Source organism: Nostoc sp., from assembly GCF_036917355.1.
In the GTDB taxonomy this organism is placed as follows: Bacteria; Cyanobacteriota; Cyanobacteriia; order Cyanobacteriales; family Nostocaceae; genus Nostoc.
In genome coordinates, this window is the sequence record NZ_JBALDP010000071.1 from 81,135 (window position 1) to 105,998 (window position 24,864).

Annotated in this window: 21 protein-coding genes and 1 other RNA gene; 6 read left to right on the forward strand and 16 right to left on the reverse strand. The window is 42.7% G+C overall.

The features are described 5' to 3' along the window. Positions 1-50: 50 nt before the first annotated feature. Positions 51-1,784, forward strand: a complete 1,734-nt coding sequence (locus tag V7K53_RS23450; RefSeq protein WP_335199942.1) for an Rqc2 family fibronectin-binding protein — start codon at positions 51-53, stop codon at positions 1,782-1,784. 131 nt (positions 1,785-1,915) lie between these two features. On the opposite strand, the gene tnpA is transcribed toward V7K53_RS23450, so the two are convergent. Further along, positions 1,916-2,326, reverse strand: a complete 411-nt coding sequence (gene tnpA, locus V7K53_RS23455; protein ID WP_335199943.1) for an IS200/IS605 family transposase — start codon at positions 2,324-2,326, stop codon at positions 1,916-1,918. A gap of 372 nt (positions 2,327-2,698) precedes the next feature. Beyond that, the gene (locus V7K53_RS23460; protein WP_335199944.1) at positions 2,699-5,329 is read right to left on the reverse strand and encodes a DNA polymerase III subunit alpha; all 2,631 of its coding nucleotides are present in this window, start codon (positions 5,327-5,329) and stop codon (positions 2,699-2,701) included. Between the two features lie 193 nt (positions 5,330-5,522). On the opposite strand from V7K53_RS23460, the gene V7K53_RS23465 reads away from it, so the two are divergent. Next, on the forward strand, positions 5,523-6,815 hold the full coding sequence (locus V7K53_RS23465; protein WP_335199945.1) for a dicarboxylate/amino acid:cation symporter: 1,293 nt from the start codon (positions 5,523-5,525) through the stop codon (positions 6,813-6,815). Positions 6,816-6,855: 40 nt separating this feature from the next. On the opposite strand, the gene V7K53_RS23470 is transcribed toward V7K53_RS23465, so the two are convergent. Continuing rightward, complete coding sequence (locus V7K53_RS23470) at positions 6,856-7,035, reverse strand: hypothetical protein (RefSeq protein WP_228013468.1); 180 nt, start codon at positions 7,033-7,035, stop codon at positions 6,856-6,858. 399 nt (positions 7,036-7,434) lie between these two features. Then, a complete protein-coding gene (locus tag V7K53_RS23475) occupies positions 7,435-8,496 on the reverse strand; it encodes a TIGR03032 family protein (protein WP_335199946.1) in 1,062 nt (353 codons plus the stop codon). Positions 8,497-8,875: 379 nt separating this feature from the next. Between V7K53_RS23475 and V7K53_RS23480 the strand changes: the two genes are divergently transcribed. Beyond that, positions 8,876-9,712, forward strand: coding sequence for a M10 family metallopeptidase C-terminal domain-containing protein (locus V7K53_RS23480; protein WP_335199947.1), 837 nt, complete (start codon positions 8,876-8,878; stop codon positions 9,710-9,712). 234 nt (positions 9,713-9,946) lie between these two features. Here the strand turns inward: V7K53_RS23480 and V7K53_RS23485 are convergent, their stop codons facing one another. Beyond that, positions 9,947-11,659 (reverse strand): diflavin flavoprotein, encoded by a 1,713-nt coding sequence (locus V7K53_RS23485; RefSeq protein ID WP_335199948.1) that lies wholly within the window; start codon positions 11,657-11,659, stop codon positions 9,947-9,949. 126 nt (positions 11,660-11,785) lie between these two features. Next, positions 11,786-13,525, reverse strand: coding sequence for a diflavin flavoprotein (locus V7K53_RS23490; protein ID WP_335199949.1), 1,740 nt, complete (start codon positions 13,523-13,525; stop codon positions 11,786-11,788). 1,094 nt (positions 13,526-14,619) lie between these two features. Between V7K53_RS23490 and V7K53_RS23495 the strand changes: the two genes are divergently transcribed. Then, complete coding sequence (locus V7K53_RS23495) at positions 14,620-15,075, forward strand: helix-turn-helix domain-containing protein (RefSeq protein ID WP_334839353.1); 456 nt, start codon at positions 14,620-14,622, stop codon at positions 15,073-15,075. A 346-nt stretch (positions 15,076-15,421) separates the two neighbouring features. Here the strand turns inward: V7K53_RS23495 and ssrA are convergent. From ssrA to petL, 10 genes are all read right to left on the reverse strand, one after another. Beyond that, positions 15,422-15,811: a transfer-messenger RNA gene (ssrA, locus tag V7K53_RS23500) on the reverse strand. Between the two features lie 157 nt (positions 15,812-15,968). Further along, positions 15,969-16,916, reverse strand: coding sequence for a F0F1 ATP synthase subunit gamma (locus V7K53_RS23505; RefSeq protein WP_335062334.1), 948 nt, complete (start codon positions 16,914-16,916; stop codon positions 15,969-15,971). 96 nt (positions 16,917-17,012) lie between these two features. Beyond that, positions 17,013-18,533: a F0F1 ATP synthase subunit alpha gene (gene atpA, locus V7K53_RS23510; RefSeq protein ID WP_335199950.1), complete on the reverse strand. Its 1,521-nt coding sequence runs from the start codon at positions 18,531-18,533 to the stop codon at positions 17,013-17,015. Positions 18,534-18,722: 189 nt separating this feature from the next. After that, a complete protein-coding gene (gene atpH, locus V7K53_RS23515) occupies positions 18,723-19,277 on the reverse strand; it encodes an ATP synthase F1 subunit delta (protein WP_335199951.1) in 555 nt (184 codons plus the stop codon). Then, on the reverse strand, positions 19,274-19,846 hold the full coding sequence (locus V7K53_RS23520; RefSeq protein ID WP_335199952.1) for a F0F1 ATP synthase subunit B: 573 nt from the start codon (positions 19,844-19,846) through the stop codon (positions 19,274-19,276). Before V7K53_RS23520 ends, atpH begins: the two co-directional genes overlap by 4 nt. A gap of 212 nt (positions 19,847-20,058) precedes the next feature. After that, positions 20,059-20,490, reverse strand: coding sequence for a F0F1 ATP synthase subunit B' (locus V7K53_RS23525; protein WP_292781174.1), 432 nt, complete (start codon positions 20,488-20,490; stop codon positions 20,059-20,061). 182 nt (positions 20,491-20,672) lie between these two features. Continuing rightward, positions 20,673-20,918 (reverse strand): ATP synthase F0 subunit C, encoded by a 246-nt coding sequence (gene atpE / locus V7K53_RS23530; RefSeq protein WP_012411162.1) that lies wholly within the window; start codon positions 20,916-20,918, stop codon positions 20,673-20,675. A 148-nt stretch (positions 20,919-21,066) separates the two neighbouring features. Continuing rightward, positions 21,067-21,828: a F0F1 ATP synthase subunit A gene (atpB, locus tag V7K53_RS23535; RefSeq protein ID WP_175586935.1), complete on the reverse strand. Its 762-nt coding sequence runs from the start codon at positions 21,826-21,828 to the stop codon at positions 21,067-21,069. A 60-nt stretch (positions 21,829-21,888) separates the two neighbouring features. Continuing rightward, a complete protein-coding gene (locus V7K53_RS23540; protein ID WP_335199953.1) occupies positions 21,889-22,329 on the reverse strand; it encodes an ATP synthase subunit I in 441 nt (146 codons plus the stop codon). A gap of 268 nt (positions 22,330-22,597) precedes the next feature. Then, positions 22,598-22,693 carry a cytochrome b6-f complex subunit PetL gene (gene petL, locus V7K53_RS23545; protein WP_099101760.1) on the reverse strand — a complete coding sequence of 32 codons (96 nt, stop codon included), beginning with the start codon at positions 22,691-22,693 and terminating at the stop codon, positions 22,598-22,600. Between the two features lie 213 nt (positions 22,694-22,906). Between petL and aroB the strand changes: the two genes are divergently transcribed. Together aroB and V7K53_RS23555 are read left to right on the forward strand one after the other, a co-directional pair. Beyond that, positions 22,907-24,040, forward strand: coding sequence for a 3-dehydroquinate synthase (gene aroB, locus V7K53_RS23550; protein WP_335199954.1), 1,134 nt, complete (start codon positions 22,907-22,909; stop codon positions 24,038-24,040). 73 nt (positions 24,041-24,113) lie between these two features. Next, positions 24,114-24,692: a Uma2 family endonuclease gene (locus tag V7K53_RS23555; RefSeq protein ID WP_335199955.1), complete on the forward strand. Its 579-nt coding sequence runs from the start codon at positions 24,114-24,116 to the stop codon at positions 24,690-24,692. The last annotated feature ends 172 nt before the right edge of the window (positions 24,693-24,864 follow it).

Genomic DNA, 24,864 nt, shown 5'->3' on the forward strand with positions numbered 1-24,864 from the left:
AAATAAAGGCATAGCGATCGCTACCATTTGAATATTAATAACTAATCGCTTTGCAACCAGTTGACTTTACCACTCTCACAGCTGCTTGTAGCGAAATCCGCGCTAACTGGCTACCATCACGCTTAGAACAGGTTTATCAGCGCGATCGCTACACGATTGCTATGGCATTACGCACCCTGCAACAGCGAGATTGGCTACAGATTTCTTGGCATCCCCAAGCTGCACATATTTGTATTGGCGATCCCCCACCGCGATCGCCAGATACCTTTACCTTTAGCCAACAATTAATACACCAATTGGGTGGTTTAGCACTGGTGGCGATTGAAGCGATCGCTCCTTGGGAGCGTGTGATTGATTTGCAATTTGCCCGTCGTCCTGGAGAAAGCGCCCTATATCATGTCTATGCAGAAATCATGGGCAAGTATAGCAACGTCATTCTCACCGACGCTAACAATATAATTATCACCGCCGCCCATCAAGTCAGTCAGCAACAATCTAGTGTCCGTCCCATCCAAACCGGACAACCTTATGAAACACCACCGAAACTGACTGGAACTGTCCCCAGTTTGAGCGAATCTCAAGAACGTTGGCAAGAACGGGTAAGTTTAGTGCCAGGAGCAATCAAGCGGCAATTGCTCAAAAGTTATAGTGGCTTGAGTGCTGCACTACTGGAGTTAATGCTGCTAGAAGCAAATATCACACCAGAAACATCCACCGATACACTCAACCCCGACGACTGGCGACGGCTGTTTGAGCGTTGGCAAGAATGGCTGCAAGCCCTAGATTCCAAAGAATTTCAACCCGCTTGGACAAAAGATGGCTACACCGTCATGGGTTGGGGTGCAGTTGAAAAGGTCAAAAATATCCAAGAGTTACTCAACCATTATTACAGTAACCAGATTAACGAACAGTTATTTTCGCAATTGCGCCATCAGTTGAGTCAGAAATTGAATAATATTCTGACGAAATTACGCAATAAAGCTCAAACCTTTCAGACGCGCTTGCAGCAATCAGATCGAGCCGATGAGTATCGGCAAAAAGCTGATTTATTGATGGCTCATTTGCAAAACTGGGAACCAGGGATGAAAGAAATTATCCTTGCTGATTTTGATACAAATTTGCCGATTGCGATCGCACTTCAGCCAGATAAAAATGCTGTCCAAAATGCCCAAAGTCTTTACAAACAGTACCAAAAGCTGAAACGCGCTCGTGCTGCCGTGGAACCGCTACTATTGGAAGTGCAGACAGAAATTGAGTATTTAGAACAAGTAGAAGCTGCGATTGGCCAAATAGATAACTACCAAACAGCAGAAGATTTGCGAGCTTTAGAAGAAATCCGTGAAGAGTTAATTGGACAAAAGTATCTAGAAGATCCAGAATACCGCAGCCGGAGTGCCAACGAACCCCCCAGCACCAATTTTCATCGTTACCTTACTCCCAATGGCTTTGAAGTATTAATCGGTCGTAACAATCGCCAGAATGACCAATTAACCTTTCGTGTAGCTGGGGATTATGATATCTGGTTCCACGCTCAAGAAATTCCAGGGAGTCATGTATTACTACGTTTAGAACCGGGTGCTGTGGCAGAAGAAGCTGATTTGCAATTTGTAGCTAATCTCGCTGCATATTACAGTCGCGCCCGTCAAAGCGATCAAGTGGCAGTAGTTTACACTCAGCCAAAACACGTCTACAAACCCAAAGGAGCAAAACCAGGAATTGCCATTTACAAGCAAGAAACCATCCTTTGGGGAAAACCGCAATTAACAATTCAAAATTCAAAATGACGCTCTCTACTTCACCAAAACCTAAATCAGTTATTTTAGTTTTTCTCCGCTTACTTTTTTCTCTGGGTGCAAATTGATTAAATTAATCAGCTTTGAGTTGCCCGTAGATATTAGCAGTTGCTTTTTCTTGGTTATGCGCCTGCTTTTTCTAAATAGGAATTTACTGTGCCTTTAAGATGATCTATTTTTTGATTTTGAACATATATAACAGCTTGCTCAAGTTGCTTACTGCCCAAAGAGAATATACCATATCCTTCTTGCCAAGCAAATTTTTCTGATGTAGGGCAAAGATTGCGGTTGAAATGGTGAGAACTACTTCCTTTAATTTTTTTCACAAACTCTGCAATCGCGATTGTTGGCGGGATAGATACTACTAAATGTATGTGGTCTTCAATACCTCCAATGGCATGGAGTATACAATTTAAACTATTTGATTTATCAATGATGTAATTATAAAGCTCAGTTTCTTTATTGGAGGTAATTAGAGGTTGGCGTTCTTTTGTTGCCCAAACAATATGATAATAAAGTCGCCACAGGGACATAATATTTTTTAAATTTTGTATTTACTTACATATATTTATGTTTCCCATATTGCTGGAAAAAATTATCATATTAGCAGTGTCCGTCAGCCAGCTAGAAGGCAGCAGCCAGCCCCAGCCAGGGAATGAAATTCCCTGTCTGAAAGCTAAAGTCGTCTGAAGACGACTATGTAAAACTAGTCAACAACTAAACCAAGTTTTTTCTAGTCCTCTTCTAGAGGACTTCCATCATTAGACAGGGAATTCTATTCCCTGGCGGTCTGGTTGGTAAACCAATGAATTTGGTTAGCGGGACGCCCCCGACTAAAACCCATCAAACCCTGGTATTATTGACGCATCTTCTTTAATTTGACGCGGTTTCCACTACCCCTTTTCTCAATTCGGTAAACCCTCTACCCGCATCAAATCCAATTCGCGTTCAAATATTTCATCAATCGGCAACATTTGACCATCAGCAGTCATAAATTTATGGTCTTTTGTTGCCCCAATTATTGAACCGTCTTCCAAGCAATACTCAAATACCTCTTGTTGTCCGCGATCGTGCCACTGTGCCACAGGTTGCGTGTAAATATTTCCATTATTATCAACACTGTACACACTGCATTCAATGCCTTTTTCGACAATTTCTCCAATCGGCATTAATCCATATTCTACTGTCAATATTTCCGTGTCATAGCTTAAACAATATTCAGCAAACTTCAACATTTGCTCAAATAATTCATCCGCAACTTTTTTCTGAACGCCATTTTTAGCTGCACCATCCACGAATTTTTCTCGCTGCTTTTGCATCTCAGAAACTTTCTTTTTACCCATCGCCCGACGCAGCAAGTCAGCTTGTCCTAAAGAATATCCCGCCATATCTTGAGCAATTTTCATGATTTGCTCTTGATAGACCATAATTCCATAAGTTTCGTCTAATATTGGTTCCACAATAGTGTGCGGATAATCAATCTTTTCTTGCCCATGTTTGCGTTTAATAAATTTAGGAATTAGCCCTGCATCTAATGGCCCAGGTCGATAAAGCGCTAAAATTGAAGAAATATCTTCTATATTAGAAGGCTTCAAATCTCGCACGATCTGACGCATCCCAGAAGATTCTAATTGAAATATTCCTTCTAACTCTCCTGCTTCTAGTAATTCATAAGTTTTTTGTACATCTTTAGGTAAACTGCTATGTTCACCTTTGGCTAATATCTTCTGGGCTTTTCTTTCCTGGCGGGGAATTTCATCAGGATCGACCCGATATCCTCTCGTTTCTTGAATCAAATCAACGGTCTTTTGAATTAGCGTTAGGTTCCGTAAACCCAGAAAGTCCATTTTCAATAAACCCATTGATTCCAAGTCTTCCATGAAATATTGGGTTATCACAGAACCGTCATTATTTTTCTGTAGTGGGACAATTTCATCAAGTGGATCGGCAGAAATTACCACACCTGCGGCATGAACACCAAAAGTTTTGTTAGTTCCTTCAATTCGCATTGCCATATCAAGCCAATGGCGAACATGGGGTTCTTTATCATATTTCTCTTTAAACTCTGGTTCTGGGGTTTTATCAGAAACCATCACCTTGAGTTTTGTTGGTTTCCCTCGCACCACAGGAATCATTTTCGCCATTTTGTCAGCTTCCCCATAGGGAATATTTAATACTCTGGCGACATCTTTCAAAACTGCTTTAGAAGTTAGACGGTTAAAAGTAATAATTTGAGCAACTCTATCTGCACCATATTTTTCAGTGACATATTCAATCACTTTATCCCGTTGTTCAATACAGAAATCCGTATCAATATCAGGCATGGATTTCCGTTCTGGGTTCAAGAAACGCTCGAATAGTAAGCCATGATGTACAGGGTCAATATTAGTAATTCGCATCGCATAAGCAACTAATGAACCAGCCGCCGAACCCCGACCTGGCCCCACAGGAATATTATTATCCCTAGCAAATTTGATGTAGTCCCAGACAACTAAAAAGTATTTGGAAAACCCCATCTGCTGAATCATTTTTAGTTCGTATTCCAATCTTTCTTTATAGACGGAATCAACTTCTTGGCGAGACTTGCGATTTAAGCGTTCTAAAAGTCCACTCCATGCAACATCTTCGGCGTAAGTGTCAGCAGTATGACCAGAGGGAATGGGAGGTGTAGGAATCTGAGGCTCACCCATAATATGGTAAGGCTCAACTTTATCGGCGACTTCTTCAGTAGTGGCTACAGCTTCTACAATTACATCATCCGGTAAATGGTCGCGAAATAGCTGCCGCATCTCCTCACCAGACTTGAGATACTCTGTGCCGCTATAACGCATCCGCTTATCTTCAATAATTAGCTTGCCAGTTTGAATGCATAGCAAAGCGTCGTGGGCTTCAACGTCAAAACAAGAAATAAAATGCGAATCATTGGTAGCAACAATTTTAATGCCTAGTTCCCGTGCAATTTTGACGATTTCAACATTCACAATCCGGTCTTCTTGGGAACCGTGGTCTTGAATTTCTAGATAATAATCATCACCAAATACATCTTTATACCACTGAGCAACTTTTCGGGCTGCATCTGGTCTATTACTGAGAATCGCTTGAGGAATTTCTCCACCCAAGCAAGCGCTGGTGACAATCAAGCCTTCATGATATTGTTTGAGTAAATCTTTATTAATACAAGGACGAGAAAAAATTCCTTTACCTTGAACACCCTTGAGGTGAGAAATTGTAGTTAATTTAACTAAATTTTTGTAACCTTTAGTATTTTTAGCTAAAACGACTTGGTGATATTTCGGACGGCGTTCTTGTTTTTCAATATCACCGTTAATTACATACATTTCATTGCCGATAATCGGCTTAATATTTTGACTACGGCAGATTTTTATTAGTTCGACGGCTCCATACATGACACCATGATCGGTAAGGGCGATCGCTTTCATTCCCAGTGCGATCGCTCGATCCACCAACTCTGGTAGCTGACTTGCCCCATCAAGTAGACTGTAGTCACTGTGAATATGTAAAGGCACAAAGGACATAAGCATCTCCAACCACAAGCCAAGATATCTCTAGGGGCCTACCTTGTGGTATACCCTTTCGAGGCAGATTTTGTAAAGCAACGGAATCTTAGATTAACAGTTTTTAACTAAAATTAAAGCTGTTCTTTTTCTGGAATTATCACTATCATTAGTGTTGTTTTAATAGTTACAGCAGTTAACCAGTACCTAGCCAATGAGTCAAACAGAGAGAACTACTTCGCCTGAAACCAAAGCTAGCCCTTGGTGGCAGCGTATCCCTCTCACGTTGCAAATTCTCATCGCCTTAATAGCAGCAGTCAGCGTCGGAATTGCTCTTGGTGCTGGAAATCCCAATCCCAGCAACGCCGCTTTAATCAACAATTTAGCAATTCCGGCTGAATTGGTACTAAAGGCTCTCCGCGCCTTGGCTACACCCCTAATTTTAGTAGCGGTGCTGCATACTTTAATGACCACCAACATCCCTGGTACAGCCGGACGGCGGTTGGCAGTGCTACTTTTAACCAACACTACCGTAGCTATTTTGGTGGGACTGTTCGTAGCGAATGTCCTGCGTCCAGGGACTTGGGGCAATGTAACGACCTCAACAAGTACAGAAATAACTCCTCAGAGTCTCGACCCTTGGGGAATACTCAAAGATGCTGTACCGGAAGCTGTTCTCAAGCCATTGGTTGATAATAATGTCATCCAGTTGATTGTGATTGCCCTAAGTTTTGGCATCGTTCTGCGGGCATTAAAATCTGAACAAATCGCTCAAGGCAAGAATGGATTCCAGCCGATAGAGGATGTCATCGGAATTTTATTTGAAGCAGTAGTCCGCGTTCTCAATTGGGTAATTGCTTTAGTGCCGTTCGCAGTCTTTGGGATTGTAGCCAAAACTATTGCGATGCAGGGCTTTGCACCATTTAAATCTTTGGGTGCATTCATCGTCGCCGTATTGTTAGCACTGGTATTGCAGGCCTGTTACTACCTGATCAGAGTAAAATTTGGTTCTTGGGTACACCCGCTAAAATTCCTCGCTGGTGGTTCTGATGCGTTTTTGACAGCTTTCTCAACTTCTTCTTCTGCGGCAGCAATGCCTATAACCTTTGAGGTTTTGCAAACAAAAGTCGGTTTAAGAGAATCTTCTGCTGCTTTGGGGGCATTAGTTGGGGCAAATTTCAATAATGATGGCACTGCCCTCTATGAAGCAATGTCTGCGTTGTATATTTCCCAACTGATTGGGCAACATTTGAGTTTAGGACAGCAGTTAATTGTCATCCTTACCTCGATTTTTGCATCCGTAGGTGCGGCGAATATTCCCAATGCTGGACTGGTAACGATGACACTAGTGTTCACTTCTGTCGGCTTACCTACCCAGTACATCGCTTTGCTAGTTACTGTAGACTGGTTTTTGGATCGCTGCCGCACCGCGATTAATGTTATGGGAGATATGACTGTCAGTGCTTTACTTGACGGCAAAAAGCCTCGTTCTGTGGACGAGGCTTAGTTTGTCAGCTTTTAGTTGAGTTCAGCAGCTTTTCAAATATCTAATGCTGTTGAGGCCCTTTGGCGTCACATGCTTTAGTCCAGCAACGTTCTAAAAGTTGCAGACGCCAGATCAATACAAAGCGTTGCGGATTCAATACTAATTTAGTATCCCGACTAAATAAGGGCTGGTTCAGATACTGCCAAAGAGGAAATTTAATTTTGGTGTGTTTTGGAGTCATAAGAACAAGAAAAATAATATAAAAGTTGTGTCTAGGAATTACCTAATACTGTTTTTCTAGTTAAAGGCTACCCTGCGTTTTTGCTATTGTCTTTGTGGCAATTGCGGAATTTCAGCAAATGAATTTATGTTGTTTACGCTTTAATACTGAAATTGCACGCACAATTTGTCTGATTCCACATTGCAAAACCGTTGCTGCCATTGAGATTAGATAGGTAAAAAATTGCTCAATTAGACATCATTAGACTTCTTGCAGAAGTGGGGTAAGGGGTAAGGGGTAAAGGGGAAAGCGGCAATAGAATTACCTTTTCCCTTTAACCTTTACCCTTTCCCCGCTCTTGCAAAAATAGTTTTGCAAGAGGTCTATTGATCTTAATTTTTTTTAATTTTGAATTGCTTTTCATCCCACCGTTACCACCCGCCGAATTTCGTCGCTGCGAAACCCGATCGCCATTGGACGACGTACCCCCAAAAGTGTCACCACATCGTATAATTCCAGTACCACCCCTTCTATCCGCAAGGAATGGACAATATCACCACTTTTCAAGTCAATCACTAGTAATCCACAGCGAGGCTGAACGTTTTTCTGATGCAATTTTTCGTCTAAAGCCAAGCCGCTGAATGTTTTGTTATGCCTGGGTTGGGAAATTCCCACTACTGCAAAGTCGCCATAAAATGCACAACCCCGCAGATATCCCGGACAGAAGGCGACTGGTTCAAATACTCCCCGCTTTAAGTCGGCAAAGCCAAACTCTCCTGTACCTGAATTGAGCAGCCAAAGTTTTTCCTGATGCCAACGCGGGGAATGGGGCATAGACAGCCCCTGCAAGACGATTTCATTGCTTTCTACGTCAATAACACAGCCTCCATTTGCCCGATAGTCCCGCCATCCTTCGGCTACGTCCGATTGGCTGACAGCAGTAACGTATTTGGGTTTTCCTTGCTGCATTGCCAACCCATTTAGGTGACATCTATCTTCCGCCGCTAGCTTGCTGATAAAGGTTGGCTGCCATAGAGGAACGAAACTGTGGGTTTCGCTGACTGTTCCTAAACAACTAAATAAAGTATTGACAAATAATAGTTTTTGTAAATTTGAATCTTTCTTTTCTGCTTTACTCAAAGCGATATCGTGAATATCTAAATCTCCTGTTACATAACTCATTTGGGGTAAATAGAGAGCATCATAGCCTTGGTGATTTTCTCCGGGTTGGATAATGTTTTCAAATCGCCACAGTTGGTACAGTGAACTCATATAGAGGCTGTTGCCATTGGCATACAATCCCATACAACGCTCAAAGCTACGTTCAAATACAGACAAATTGCCGTTTGGTTGCAAGCCAATGAAAAATAATTTCCCTGCTTGATAGGTAGTGAAGGACAAACTGAGGTTTTGCTCATACAGCCAAGCGGTAAACTGGCGCGAAGCGTTGATTTCTAAAGATGGTTTGTCAATGGGATTCACTTAGTTTTGACTCCTATAACTCTGATGTTGAATCCGTGAGAATCTCGCCGCACGACAGAAACAACTTTCAGTCAATGTCTCTATTGTCCATAATCTGGGCAATGCATGAGCAACAGCCGCTCTATTAGTGCAAACAAAGCATTACCATATCGAAATCAGCAATAGTATTTTAGAAATCTGCAATTCTCAAGATTGCGCGAGCTTATCTTTCGTTTCACAAGTCTTGAACTCGGTTTGTAGTGTAGACCACTATTTTTTCTTTTTTAGGGACGAGTATTTAAGTTTGTATATAAATTTATGTAACTGATTATTTTATTCAGTGATAGATAAAACACAATCTTCCCTGTAGTCTAATGTAGTACTTTGAAGGAAGAAAAACATGACTAATGCAGTTTTTACCGACATTTTTGATGGCAATCTAACCGACAATAACACCACAACAGGTACTAATTTAGACGATGTAATCCTTGGTGATAATGGGAATGACTTTCTAACAGGTTTAGCTGGTAACGATCTTCTGTTCGGCAATAACGGCAACGATAGGATCGATGGTGGATTGGGCAACGATGAAATCAACGGTGGATTGGGCAACGATACAATCGACGGTGGATTTGGCCTTGATACCTTAGATAGTGGCGCTGGTATTGATACTCTGGATTTGACTTTTTTCAGTGGGGCTTATGTACTCAACTTGACAACCGGAGTCACCAATTTTGTGGGTGAAACGGCCATTAATTTTGAGAATGTTAATACTGGTGCTGGGAACGACAGTATTACTGGCAGTGCGGCTGATAATGTCATCAACGCTGGTAGTGGCAACGACACGATTAATGGTGGAAATGGCAACGATATTCTTATCGGTGGAGCAGGTACTGATAGAATAACTGACGGCGGTGGCGATGACATCTACAAGTACTTCAGTACTTCTGAAAGTCAGGTAGGTGTGGCACGGGATATCCTCACAGATTTCACATCAGGGTTTGACAAGATCGATTTGTCGGCAATAGATTCTGAACTATCAATTTTGGGCAATCAAGCTTTTAAATTTATTGGTACTGCTGCCTTCACTGGATCTGCTGGCGAAGTACGCTACTTTACAAGTGGTAGCAATCTATTCGTTCAGGCAGAGATCAATGGTGATGGTAACATACTCGCAGATTTAGAAATTCAACTGAGTGGATTGTCAACGATCGCCGCGACTAATTTCATCCTTTAAGTTTGGGACATATTAGAATGACCCTTTAAGAAGGGACTTGCAAAAAATAAATTATCCCAAATTATTTATAGATTTGTAGGAGCACAAGGCCTTGCGCTCCTACAACGGGATATTTTTTAATTAGAAGTCCATAAGCATAAAAAACTGGGATGGGCAAGATGGCCATCCCAGAAAAAAGAGAATTTTCTCATCAAACGCCTTAGCTATATTCGAGCTAAGGCGATTTCGTTGTATCTAATAATGAGTGCCTGTTTTCCGATGGTTGATGGCAGTCACAGCATCAGGCTTGAGTAATTTCCCTTCGTCCACAGTTGCATATACAACCCAATGATCTCCACATTCTAGACGTTGGTTGACTGAGCATTCCAAATATGCTAGAGAATCAGTGAGGATAGTACAGCCGTTATCTGCAACTGCTGTACTAAAGTTAGCAAATCGATCTTCCCCAGGCGCGAAAGATTTACGGAAATGTTTCATGTAGTCTTGATGATTGCCTTCAGGTAGAATATTTAAGGCAAACTTACCGCCTGGATACATCAAAGATTCGATCGCTCGCTCTTTAGCGATCGCCACTGTTATTCCCGGTGGATTAAAGGTAGCTTGAGAAACCCAAGCGCCTAACATTGCGGTAGACACTTCTCCTTGTTTCGCTGTCACCACGCAAACGGAACCAACAATCCGGCCAACAGCCTGTTCCACTGGAGTCGCGGCTTGTTGGGGTACGCGTACCTTTTTAGCCTTTTTCAGTGCTTGAGCAAAGTCTGTACCTAATTCTTCACAGAATTTGAGAGTGACATCATCAGGTTTAAACTTCACCTTCAGGGTATCAAAGCCAAAGCGATACCCAGCATCCCGGAGTTTACCTTCAATTAAGTCAAATGCTTCGCCACTCCAGCCGTAGGAACCAAATACCCCAGCGAGTTTGCTGTTGTCACCACTCGATAACACAATCCCTAAAGCAGTATGAATGGGAGTTGGCGCATGACCACCAATGGTAGGAGAACCGATGATAAAACCCTCTGACTGTGCGAGGTTGATGCGAATTTCATCAGGGGTAGCAAATTCGCAGTTAATCGATTTGACTGCGACTCCACCTTTAGTTAGTCCCAGAGCGATCGCTTGTGCTAAAGTCGCTGTATTTCCGTAAGCTGAAGCGTAAAGTAGGGCAACGGAAATTTCGCGATCGTTGTGAGAACGGCTCCACTCTCCATAAGCTTTGGTGAGTTCGATTAAGCTGGTGCGTACCAAGGGCCCGTGTCCCACAGCATACATTCTCACCTGCAAATCTGAGATTTTCTCCAAAGCTGCTTGCACATGAGGAATTTGGGGAGCCATTAGGCAGTTAAAGTAGTAACGCTGGTCTTCTTTAAGCGCTTCCCAATTATCATCAAACACTTCATCACCACAGAGATGAGTTGCAAATAACTTATCTGTGTAGAGAATTTGGGTTTGCCGATCGTAGGTACAAAGTCCTTCCGGCCAACGCGGACTGGGAGTGGGTAGGAATTTCAAAACATGACCCTTACCTAAATCCAGAGTTTCTTTCCCCCGCATCACCAAGACATTTAAATCTTGCTCTAAAAAAGCAGCACGCAAATTGTTCGCACCAGGAAGAGAACAGACAAAAGTTACCTGTGGCGCTAGTTCTAAAATTGCTTTGAGGGTTGCAACTCGATTGGGACTAAAATGACCCAGAATTATATAATCCAAATGTTGCAAATCTAAAGTCTGCCGCAATGCTTCTAAATAAATTTCGGTAAAGCTTTCTGGCGGTGGATCGATAAGTGCGGTTTTATCAGCTTCAATTAAATAGCAATTGGAAGTAGTACCTCTTTCAAGTGCGTATTCAATTTCAAACCGCAGACGTGACCAACTACGCGCTCTGATAGCTTTAGTATTGGTAGCAATTGGTAAAACTTGTACGTCGCGTGGCTTGGAATTGGTCATAGCTGTTGGGTAAAGTTAGGGAATAGGGAATAAAGAGCAGGGAATAGGTTATAGGGTATGGATCATAGGAAACAGGGGATAGTTTTCTTTTCTGTCCCCTGTCACCTGTTACCTCTTGCCTTTTTCTTAGTAGTAATTACCTACTTTGCGATGGCGAACGGCTGTCAATCCATCGTTTTTGGAGACACGACCTTCTTGGACGGTGCAGTATAAAACCCAGTGGTCGCTGCATTCCATACTGGTCTGTATTTCACATTCCATGTATGCCAGAGCATCAGTTAGAATCGGCGAACCGTTTTTCGCGGTTTGAGTTTTCACTCCTGCAAAGCGGTCAGCACCAGGATGCAAGCGCTTGAGGAAGTGTTTCTTGAGTTCTTGATAATTGCCTTCTTCCAAAACGTTGAGGACGAAGCGATCGCCTACTTGCATTAAGGAATCAATGGCGCGGTCTTTGGCAACGGCAATTGTGAATCCTAATGGTTGCAAACTCGCTTGCGTTACCCAGGATGCCAGCATTGCACTTGAGACATTATCTTTTTTTGTAGTGACTATATACAGTCCACTACTAATGCGACCCAGCGCCTTTTCCATGTTGACATCAAGGGACTTGATTTGCTTGATGTTGCGATCGCGCACTAGCAATTGTCCGATGTCTTTACCCGCTTCTTCACACAACTGGAATGTTGATGCGCTGGGAGTCTCTTTAATCCGAATGGGTGGGAAAGCTTCTTTGATGCCAGAGTCAAGGAATTGTCTGCGGAGTGTATCAATGGGTTCATCATCCCCACCGTAACATTCAAACAGCCCAAGAAATTGCTTGTTCTTGGCGACAGCTAGCACCGAACTGATACTAGCTTGGGCGGCAGCGGAGGTAGTTGGGGGCATCCCGATAATGATCCCAGCTGCTCTCCCGGCTAGTTCTTGAATTTCTTGGCTTTCAGCAGTACTCAGATCCAGTACTTCTACGCCAACGCCAGTTTTCAGGATACCTTCAGCAATTGCGTGACCAAGGCGTTCGCCATATCCATATTCTGAGACAAAAAACAACCCAACTGTGGTTTCTGCTTTCGCTTGTTTTTGGCTCCAATTTTCGTAACACCCGGTCAGCACATCTAAATGGTGGTATAATAGGGGGCCGTGACCATTGGCGATAATATTAATCTTTCCGAGATCGCCCATCCGCTTCATCGCATTCAGCAACGAACGAGCGTTAGGACCCATCAAGCAGTCGTAGTAAAATCTAAAGTCAGCTTCGATCGCTTCTAAATCTTCGTCAAAGGTGCGATCGTCACAGAAGTGCATCCCAAAAGCATCACAGGTGTAGAGAATTTGGGTTTTGCGGTCAAAGCTAAAGATTGTATCCGGCCAGTGCAGGTTAGGCGCACTCACGAATTCCATTTCGTGCCCTTTGCCGATATCGATGCGATCGCCAGTTTTCACAACCCGCTTGGAGAAGGGATCGTGAACCAAACCTTCCAAAAACTGAAGTGCAACTTTTGAGGCTAAGACGGTAGCTCTAGGAGCTAACTGGAGGACATCTTCTACTAAGCCGCTATGGTCTGGCTCTGTGTGACTAACAATTATGTAATCAATTGTTTTGGGGTTAACAAGACCTTTGAGAGTCTCTAAATACAGATCGCGAAACTTCTGGTGAGAAGTATCAATCAAAACTGTTTGTTCGCCCCTAATTAGATATGAATTATAGGTTGTACCGTTTTGCAGTCCGAATTCGATATCAAAGCGATCGCGATCCCAGTCAAGAGAGCGAATCGCCGTTGTGTTAGGGGCAATTTCTACAGTTTGTATAGTTAGCCGATGTTGAACGTTCTCTTCGTGGGCCTTGCCGGTCGTAGACATCGATACCATTATTCGTCTCCGAGCGCAAATTAACAGGTTTTTCTTCTGCCCCCATTCTCTCTATTATTTTTATTTGAAGTTGTAATGAATATCAGTTTTTGAAAAATCTAACTTGTATCAAATATTGCTGTTTTTTAGCAAAAAATGTGACTCAAAAAATCTACTAAATATTAATTTGTTCCTAAGTTTTGCTGAGTACTTATTTTTTGCTATTGATGTGGTTTTATCTTAATTCAAAAACATCATAGCAATTATATTTTTTAACTAGAACAGCATAATTTAAACAATATTAGATTACAGGTCTATCTACCAATTCTAAATTACTTGTGATGCTTAATATTGGCAGATAATATATTTTTCAAGTAGAAAAGTATTTTTTTCGGATACTCCCTTAATTAGAAAAAGTAGGAAAGGTGGGAAAAGTAGGAAAGGTAGGAAAGGTAGGATAAACCTTATTAGAATTCCAAAAAGTACCGAATAGCCTGTTAACATTAGTTTATTCAATAGATATTCAATCTGTTGTTGTCTTAATCAAAAATATGGTACATAGAATATAAACTTTATGTAAAGTTGGTAAAACAGATATTTTTTTTGGAGATAATCAAGTCAAATTTCCAGAGACTAGTTGAATAAAAAGGAACTAGCCTTGTATATCTTTTTCCGCTCATCCAAATGGAAACTAGCGTAAAAAGGATTTTTAAAGTTTCGATAAACCTGCGTAAGCATAGGAATAATCTTAGGAATTTAATGATACAGTCCTTTATTATCGACTTTAAACATTAATCAAGATAACGCCAACAAATTTTTCTTGTCATAGCTATAAGCTACAGCTTCAGGCTATCGGATAAGTTTGCTTATATAGGTTAATGTGTAATCTTGATGTGCCGAACTTTTTATAAAAATCCATTGTTGATGTAAAATTGCAAACTTTGATAGTGTTCTCAAGCCAATACTTATCGTGTAGCAGCCTTATAGACGCTGACATCCTTAATACTTGTAGTTTAGTTTTATCGAATGTATGGTGAAATACCTAAGTAATTCAGTATACAGACGTAAATAGATACAAAAATGACAAAAATTCATTTTGTAAAAGGTTATTTTTTATGGGATGCCGATTAAAAGTGTTTCTCACAGAAGAGGAAAAGCTAACTTTAGAAGAGTTGAGAAAAGCCAAAGATGTTCCTCAACGTACTAAGGATCGCGCTCAAGTTTTACTGCTGAATACTCGTGGCTTAAAAAATGAGCAAATAGCAAAAGGCTTGAACTGGGCGATTTCAACAGTACGTCAAACCCTTCATCGCTGGGAAAAAATGGGTTTAGCAGGTTTATGGGATGCTCCTGGTCGAGGAGGAAAACCCCGATATTCGGAATCGGATTTGGTTTATCTCGAAAATTGTTTAGCTCAAGAGTCAGAGACTTATAACTCTAAACAATTAGCAAAAAAACTGGCGTCTGAACGTCAAGTAAACTTGAGTGCAGATCGACTACGACGAGTACTGAAAAAAAGGGGAAGGAGGTTTGGAAGCGCACGTACACAAACCCAGAAACAGCATAATTAGCTAAACCATCTTGGACTCAAATCACTGGTTTCGTTTTGCGATCGCTAAATCGTGTGTGACAATCACGATTACCTTCTTGACAAGTTCCTGCTTTTTGCAGAGATAGTGCGTGTTGTTGCTTTACTTCTACACGGACTTAATCGATATCTTGTTAACGGGTTCCTGCTTGTTGCAGAGATAGTGTTTGTTGCGCTTCTTTCTATTACTTGGGCTTAACTGAACGGTATTGCTATATTAGCCGTTGAACTCAAGTTAGCTGTGCATTATAAAAAATTTTGATGGGAGTTTCCCATAAAACAAAGTCCACTTACACATCACAGTGTCAAGTGGACTTGTTAACTATTTTGAGTGGATCCGAGCAGAGTCGAACTGCTGTCCAAATTGGGTATTGACCCCCCGCTCATTCACAGGTTTAGCCTTTTTAATCCTCAAGGCGGGAATCGTTCATTATCCCGAACGTAGGATGCTCTGATTTGATCTTAGCCAGCAAGCCAACCAGAGAACGCTTGCTAGAGCATCCGTTGGGGTTTGGTCTTCAGTCCTTAACGGAGTCAAACCGAAGACGCTCGAACCTATAAGAGGTGTTTAGGCAGCTACTAGAGCATCCTTACGAGCAAAGTTAACGATGTTATTCGCATTTACTTTTTGTTTGAGCCTTTGATTTCCGAGAGGAGACTCACTCTCGACCTGAATCACAGAGCAGCGTTCGCCAACCTGTCGAAACCGTGACGGACCCATGCGCTTCATACTTCAATTATAATACGCAATTCTTGAAATGTGTTAATAGACATAATTAAAAGTCCCCAATACTAAAATAGCCAATTGCTAATCTTAAAATAATTAGCAATTGGCTATATATTACAACGCACTACAAATAAATAATTAGCTATACCCTAAGTTAGTGCTTCAGCACCGCCTACAACTTCAAGAAGTTCTTGGGTAATTGCAGCTTGTCGAGCTTTGTTGTAGGAGAGCGTGAGGGTATTAATCAGTTCACCAGCATTTTCACTGGCATTACTCATAGCTGTCATCCGCGCTGCTAGTTCGCTAGCTGCCGATTCTTGCAGCGCCCGCAATAGCTGATTACTCAGATACAGGGGCAATAAAGAATCGAGAATCTGCACTGGATCTTGCTCGAAAATCATGTCAGGAGCCAACGTGCGGACTTGGCTAGTCACTTTCTCCCGTTCGACTTCAAATTTACCGCCACGGGTTGTCAAGCGGAAGACTTCATCATCGGCTGCTTCTAGACCTTGTGGATCGAGGGGTAGTAAGGTTTGAATCACAGGACGGGAGCTAACCAAAGAAAGGAATCTGGTATAGATTAATTCGATGCGGTCAACTTCTTCCGAAAGGAACAAGGAAAGTAGTTGATCGGCAATCTGATTGGCTTCCGCTGCGGTGGGGATTTGTTCTAAGCCGCTGTAGGTGGCATCAATTGGTTGATTGCGGCGTTGAAAGTACTGTGTAGCTTTACGTCCGACAATCACAAATTGATAGTTTAAACCTTCTGCCTGGATTTCTTTGGCGCGGTTTTCCGCACGACGGATAACGTTATTATTGTAACCACCGCATAGACCGCGATCGCCTGAAATAACTAACAACCCAACTGACTTAACTTGGCGTTTTTTCAGTAGTGGTAGGTTTGCTTCTTCAAAGCGCAGACGGCTTTGCAAACCATACAATACTTGTGCCAAGCGATCCGCAAAGGGACGAGTTGCTAGCACTTGTTCTTGCGCCCGGCGCACTCTAGCCGCAGCTACGAGACGCATGGCTTCTGTGATTTTTTTGGTGTTTTTGACCGACTGAATGCGATCGCGTATTGCTTTTAAATTGGCCATATTCTTGAGTTAGGAGTTAGGAGTTAGGAGTTAGGAGTTAAGAGCTAGGAGTATTTTATTAACTTTTAACTCTTAACTCTTCACTCCTCACTGTAATTACGCTGTAGCTTTGAAGGTCTTCTTGTATTCGGTAAGCGCTTCCTTCAAAGCAGCTTCTTCGGCGTCACCTAGTGCTTTAGATGCTTGTACTCCTTGAGCATACTGGGTCTTGCCAGTCTTTAAGAACTCACGTAGACCGGCAGTGAAGGTAGTTACTTGATTTACAGGTACATCATCTAAGTATCCATTGATACCAGCATACAAAATTGCTACTTGCTCGTATACCGAGAGTGGGGAATTTTGTGGCTGCTTGAGGAGTTCGCGCAACCGTTGACCCCGTGCCAACTGGTCTTGAGTGGCTTTATCTAAGTCAGAAGCAAATTGAGCGAAGGCTTGCAGGTCGTCAAATTGGGCTAGTTCCAATTTAATCTTACCGGCAACTTTTTTCATTGCCTTGGTTTGAGCGGCAGAACCCACGCGGGATACGGAAATACCGGGGTTTACAGCGGGACGGATACCAGCGTTAAACAAGTCAGAAGATAGGAATATCTGACCATCGGTAATCGAAATTACGTTGGTGGGGATGTATGCTGAAACGTCACCAGCTTGGGTTTCGATAATTGGTAGGGCGGTCATACTGCCTTTACCTAATTCATCACTCAGCTTTGCGGCTCTTTCTAACAAGCGGGAGTGGATGTAGAATACATCTCCGGGGTAAGCTTCGCGTCCTGGTGGACGACGTAGCAGTAGGGACATTTGGCGATAAGCTTGGGCTTGCTTAGAAAGGTCATCATAAATTACCAGGGTAGCTTTGCCTTTGTACATGAAGTACTCAGCAATAGTTGCGCCTGTGTAGGGAGCTAGGTATTGTAGGGTTGCAGGTTCACTGGCACTAGCGGCGACGACGATGGTGTAATCCATTGCACCTTTTTCTTGCAATGTTTGTACCACGTTAGCAACTGTGGAAGCCTTTTGACCGATCGCAACGTAGACACAAATTACATCTTCTTCCTTTTGGTTGATGATGGTGTCGATCGCGATCGCAGTTTTACCGGTTTGGCGATCGCCAATAATCAATTCCCGTTGACCGCGACCAATGGGAATCATTGAGTCAATAGCTGTAATACCCGTTTGCATCGGTTCGTGCACAGACCGACGGGCAATGATACCGGGTGCTGGAGATTCAATCAAACGGCTTTCTGGGGACTTGATGTCTCCCTTACCATCGATAGGACGACCCAAAGCATCTACAACTCGGCCAATTAGGGCTTCTCCTACTGGGATCTGGGCAATTCTACCAGTGGCAGTTACAGAACTACCTTCTTGAATTTCTAGCCCTTCACCCATCAACACCGCGCCCACGTTGTCTTCTTCTAAGTTTTGGGCGATGCCAATTGTGCCATCTTCAAATTCCAAAAGTTCTCCAGACATAGCCTTTTCCAGACCATAAATCCGGGCAATACCGTCACCAACTTGGAGAACAGTACCAACGTTAGCAACTTTGACCTCTTGATCGTATTGCTCGATTTGTTGTTGGATAATGCTACTAATTTCGTCAGGTCTAATTGATATGCTCATGTGTCTATCTTTTTTGCTTTTGAGACGGAAAAATTCAAGAGTTAGGAGTTAACAGTTAGGAGTGATGAGTTAAGAGTGATGAGTTAAAAATGCAAAAATTACAAGTTAAAAGTCAAAATAAATTACTATTTACTTAACTCCTAACTTCTAACTCTAACTCCTACCTTCTAACTCCTAACTTCTAACTTTCTAGCTATTAGTTAAGCGCAATGAAAGGCGGCGCAACTGACCCCGGATACTAGCGTCAATTACCTGTGAACCTACTTTAATGATCACCCCACCAATCAACTCGCTGTCTACCCTGGTTTCTAGTTCTACCTGGCGAGCATTGGAGATGGCGATGACCTTTTGGATGATTGCCTGCTGTTGAGCTTCTGTGAGGGGAACGGCTGAAATTACTTCCGCTAATACGGTTTGATTCAGCTGCCGCAACAGCGCCAGATACTGTTGAAAAATATCTTCCAAGAATGCAATGCGCCGCTTATCTACCAGTATCAGCAAAAAATTGCGTAAGTAGGGATTAGCGCCTTCACCGAGTATTTGTTTGATGAGAGATTTTTTGTTCTCAGATTGAATAAACGGGTTGCTGAAGAAGTTGTGTAGCTGTTTGTCTGCCCTGAGCAATCCCAGGAAAGTACGCGCATCTTCTCCAAACTCTTCAGTCAAGTTTTTCGATTGCGCTATTGACAAAAGTGCCTGTGCGTAGGGTTGGGCTACTTCGGCTGACGCTACCTGACTTGTCATACGTTGCCTCCCAGTTGTGCGATGCTGCGGTCAATTAAACTTTGTTGAGCATCGTCGGCAATCCCAGTTTTAAGTTGCGATTCGACTTTTTGCAATGCTAGTGTAGCTACCCGTTGCCGCAGTTGAGCGATCGCTCGATCGGTTTCAGTGTTTAAATCTGCTGCTGCTGTTTGTTTCAAGCGTTCTACGTCTTGCGCTGCCTTCGCTAACAAGGCTTCTTTCGTCTTTTGGGCGTTTTCTGTGGCAGATTGGCGGATGCGTTCTGCCTCTGCCTGAGATTGCTTCAATTGCTCTTGCGCTTTAGAAAGGGCAGTCTTTGCCTCTTTTAAGCGTCCTTCTGCTTCCTGAATTGCAGTGGCAATATTGGATTGTCGCTCGTTCAGGATATTGCTTAAAACCTTACGTCCGAAGTAAAATAGTATGCCAATCAGAATCGCTAGATTGATCAGATTGGTTTCAAAAATGTCTAGGTTTAGACCGAAACCACCTTCTGCTGCGCCTTCTGCCAATTCAGAGTGAACAGCGTTCGCTTCTGCGGCAAGTAATAAGAATGTCCCCATGATACCCATTTACAAGTGCGCTGCTTGCTTGCTAATACGTTGTATTTTCCCGAAGGGAAATTAAGTTTCCCCCAAAGGGAAATTTAAGTATCTTTTCCCCGTAAGGAAATTAAGTATCTTTCCCCAGAAGGGGAAAAAGTGCCTTTTTTGACACTTAAATTTTGCGCTCTGGACTAGGGGCCAGCTGCGCGTATGCTTTACACAGAACCAATCTAGTTAGCTTATCTAACTGGAGTTGGCCCCAATAGTTTTTCTAGAATCTGCCTGCTTAGAGCATCAACTTGTTGCTCTAAGGTGCGAAAAGCTTCCTGCTTTTGTTGCTCTATTTCAACAGAAGCTTGTTCTCGTTGAGTCTGAGCTTCCTTTTGGGCTTCAGCAATTTTCTCGGCAGTAATTTTTTTAGCTTCTAGTTGAGCTGCTTCTACAGTCGCTTGCGATTGTCTGCGAGCGTCTGCGAGTTGCTGTTCATACTCAGTAGCCAAGCGCTCGGCTTTAGCCAAGCTCTCCCGCGCCTCAAGGGTATTCGTTCGGATATAATTATCGCGATCGTCTAGTACCTTGGTCAGTGGCTTATAGAAAATTGCATTCAACAAAGCTGCCAAGAGCAGGAATTGCAATGCCATGAAGGGCAAGGTAGCATCGAAATCAAACATTTGTCTCCTCTTTGGCTGGAGTAGCAGTTTTCGTGGCTAGCAACATCATCCAACCTTTCATATTTTAGAGACCCATAGCCAATAAGGGTCAACTGAACATTAGAACTATTAAGATATCCAAAAAGTTCCGATTGTAGAGGCGTGATGGTTCACGTCTCCACACTCACAAAAACTTTAAGGTATTAGCCGAAGGGGTTAGCAAACAGCAATACCAGGGCAATCACTAGACCATAGATAGTCAAGGATTCCATGAAAGCCAAGGTTAATAGCAGAGTACCGCGAATTTTTCCTTCTGCTTCAGGTTGACGAGCAATACCTTCTACTGCTTGTCCAGCAGCATTTCCTTGACCGATACCAGGGCCAATTGCAGCTAAACCAATCGCTAAAGCAGCAGCGAGAACTGAAGCAGCCTGAACTAATGGATCCATGTTGATTTTCCTTGCTTTGATTACAAAACTAACAAAAGTACGTTAACGATTAGAAACGTGGTTTTCACGCTGCACATGAGTTCTTTGATCGCGCTTTGCGATGTTTTGAGCGAATATGCTCTGGGAACTGTGCTATCAGCTGAGAAGTTTAATGCTCCTCATGTTCATCTCCGCCATGTCCCTCCATTGCCTCATGAATGTATGCTCCGGCTAGGGTGGCGAAAACCAGAGCTTGAATGGCACTGGTAAATAAACCCAAGGCCATTACAGGCAGAGGTACAAATAGAGGAACTAGCAGCACCAACACCGCCACTACCAATTCATCCGCCAAAATATTACCAAATAGCCGGAAGCTTAGGGAGAGGGGTTTGGTGAAATCTTCTAGAATTGCGATCGGCAACAAAACGGGTGTTGGCTCTATATATTTCTTAAAGTAGCCTAAACCCCGTTTGCTAAAACCTGCGTAAAAGTACGCTAAGGAGGTTAGCAATGCCAATGCGACAGTCGTATTGATGTCATTGGTGGGAGCTGCCAATTCGCCCGAAGGTAGCTTGATGAGCTTCCAGGGAATTAGTGCGCCTGACCAGTTCGATACGAAAATAAACAAGAACAATGTGCCAATAAATGGCACCCAAGGGCGGTACTCTTTCTCACCAAGTTGGTTTTTGGCCAGATCGCGAATAAATTCTAGGGCATATTCCATCAAATTCTGGATGCCCTTGGGAATTCTTTGTGCATTTCGAGTAGCTGCGATTGAAGCCACTACTAGAATACTAATCACAAACCATGAGGTGAGAAAAACTTGCCCATGAATTTTAAGATTGCCCAACTGCCAGTAGAAATGATGTCCTACTTCTAATTCGGCGAGGGGAAAAGAATTAAAGGCGTTTAAGACACTAAGCATTTGCATTCTTCAAGCATTTTCCCCAACGAGCGAGGATGGGATTACTATCTTTGTGAGCCTGACTTTTTAAGAATCAGGAATGAACGCAATTTGCACCATATAGACGAAGAGCGTGGCCTTGTAAGTTAGAAATCCCAAAAAAATGGGCAAAATCTGTAGCTCACGCCATTGAGTTGCCACGATCATCACTCCAATAAACAGAGCAAAACGAGTTTTACTTAGACTGGTTTTCTCACTACCAAGCTGCTCAACGTCTCTAGCCAACATTTTTAAGTAAACCACACCTGTACACGCCCCAATTAAATAATTTAGGGCAATGTTTAAGGAATAAAAAATCCACACAGAGATAAAAATAACCCCCGTCAAGACAAGCGTGATTACCAACAATCGCTGGAAGAGTTGATGGAACTCTTGCATGGAGTTATCTGATTCTGTGTCTCCAGAACCAGTTTTAGCATCTTGTTGCGTTGTCGGAGTGGGCGCAATTGATTCGTCAGACAAGCTCACGGGACTTGAAACCAGTACAGTTAAATATGATGACTGCACATTCAGTCAGCTGAATCATATCACGATGCGGTAACAATACTTTAGGAAAAAACAATTAACTTCTTGTCAACATCAGGCAGTAAGTACCGACAAACTAAAGCCTACGGCGCTTTTACCAAGTCCGCTAAGGTGAACTTGGTTAAAAAGTAAGGATTTTATAGGATATTGATAAACTGAGGCAGGCAAGATGCCCGCCCCACAAGAATCTGGGGTTGAATATACCTCTTGATTAAATTATCTTCGCAGTCCGCAGACCGAACAGCAAACCTACAGATAAGCCAAAGAATAAACCCAAGAAGACGATATAAGATACAATTGCAAACATTTATTGCTCTCCAGAATACTTCCTAAATCTATTGAATCATTAGTTGTTGGGTATTGGGCATGGGGCATGAGGGTAGAGGAGAAATACTTACTAGAACTTCTTTGCTGCTTGCCTGCTTCTTAGCAATCCTCAATGCCCAATGCCCAATGCCCTATGCCCATTTCCTAGATTGCGATACAATACAGCCCACGGGCGCTTGTTTGGGGTTGGGCAATGACTTCTGTAATTAATGTAAATTTACCAGAGCAGTCTTATGAGATTGTGATAACTTCTCTTCGAGACGCTACGCGAACGTTGAGCTACGCTAATGCACCTTCGAGTTTAGATCAACTTGGTCAACAGATGGCCAGTCTCAAGCTGGGCAAGAAGGTACTGCTAGTTTCTAATCCGACGATTTTTAAGCATTTTGGCGAAAGAGTAATTACATCCCTAAAATCTGCTGGATTTGAAGTTGCTAGCTGCACTTTACCGCCTGGTGAACGCTACAAAACCCTCAATTCCATCCAAAAACTCTACGATGTAGCCTTAGAAAACCGCCTAGAACGTTCTGCTACGATGGTTGCTTTGGGCGGAGGTGTAATTGGCGATATGACTGGCTTTGCAGCCGCAACTTGGCTACGTGGTATTAATGTTGTCCAAGTGCCTACCTCTTTGTTGGCGATGGTAGATTCGGCGATTGGTGGCAAAACTGGCGTGAATCATCCCCACGGTAAAAACTTAATTGGGGCATTCCATCAACCGCGTTTGGTTTTGATTGACCCAGATGTGTTAAAAACTCTACCTATGCGCGAGTTTCGAGCAGGGATGGCAGAAGTTATTAAGTACGGTGTGATTTGGGATGCCGAATTGTTTGCCCAGTTAGAAGCAAGTAAACGCCTCGATCAACTCCGCTATGTCAAACCTGACTTAATAACCAGCATATTAACGCGCTCTTGTCAAGCTAAAGCTGATGTTGTTAGCAAAGATGAGAAAGAAGGCGGATTACGGGCAATTCTCAACTATGGACACACCATCGGTCATACAGTGGAAAGTTTGACTGGTTATCGTCTAGTAAATCATGGCGAAGCGGTGGCTATTGGTATGGTAGCAGCCGGTCAAATTGCTGTGGATTTGGGACTGTGGCAAAAGGAAGACACAGAACGTCAAAATGCTTTAATTCAAAAAGCGGGTTTACCGACTCAGTTACCAGATGGGGTAGATATTGAAGCAATTATTGAGGCGTTGCAATTAGATAAGAAAGTCCAAGCCGGGAAAGTGCGGTTTGTTCTACCAACAGAAATTGGTGTAGTAACAATTACCGATGAAGTGCCATCGGATATTATTCGGCAAGTGTTGCGAAGAATGTAAACAATTTGAAGAAGAATTCAGGAGTCAGAATAAAAGTTAGTTGCTCTGTCCTTCAATTACGAATTAATGAGCCATGATACTTCAAGCCAAAAATCAATTAACTTTGCAAGAGTTCCTAAATCTTCCACCAGGCGAGGGAGACATAACTTATGAGCTAGTTGATGGTCAAGCAATTCCTAAAATGTCACCAAAATTTTTTCATGCGAAACTTACCCGCGTTATTCTTAATTTGATTGAGCAATCGTGTGAGGATAAAGGAGAAGTTTGCCCGGAATGGGCTGTTGCCTTAACTCGTCGAGGACGAGATTGGATGCCAATTCCAGATATTTTATACATTTCTTATGAGCGTTTGCCCGCGAACTGGGATGAAAATGAAGCTTGTCCTGTTCCTCCTGATTTGGTGATTGAGATTATTTCGCCAGGGCAAACCTTTGGACAAATGGCGGCTAAAGCCAAAGACTATTTGGATGCTAAGGTGCTGCGGGTATGGGTATTAGATAGTAAAGCTAGAAGCATTACTGTTTTTTATCCAGATGCAGCACCACAAACTTATATGGGAGAAGAACTACTCACAGATTCTTTGTTTGAAGGACTGCAATTTACTGTTGAGCAGGTGTTTCAAAAGGCGAAAATACCATTAGCTACTGAATAGCACAATTCTCTTGCTTTCGACATCCATCGAAATTTCAAGTGGCGCAAGTTTGCTTAGTTTTAACAAGTTGCTTGAGCCTGGAGTTTAGACTAAATAGCTTGTGCCTCAAGAAAAAAATAAGGGGTGTGCTTGAACACAGACCCCCTATTAGCAGAATCACCAGAGTTGAACC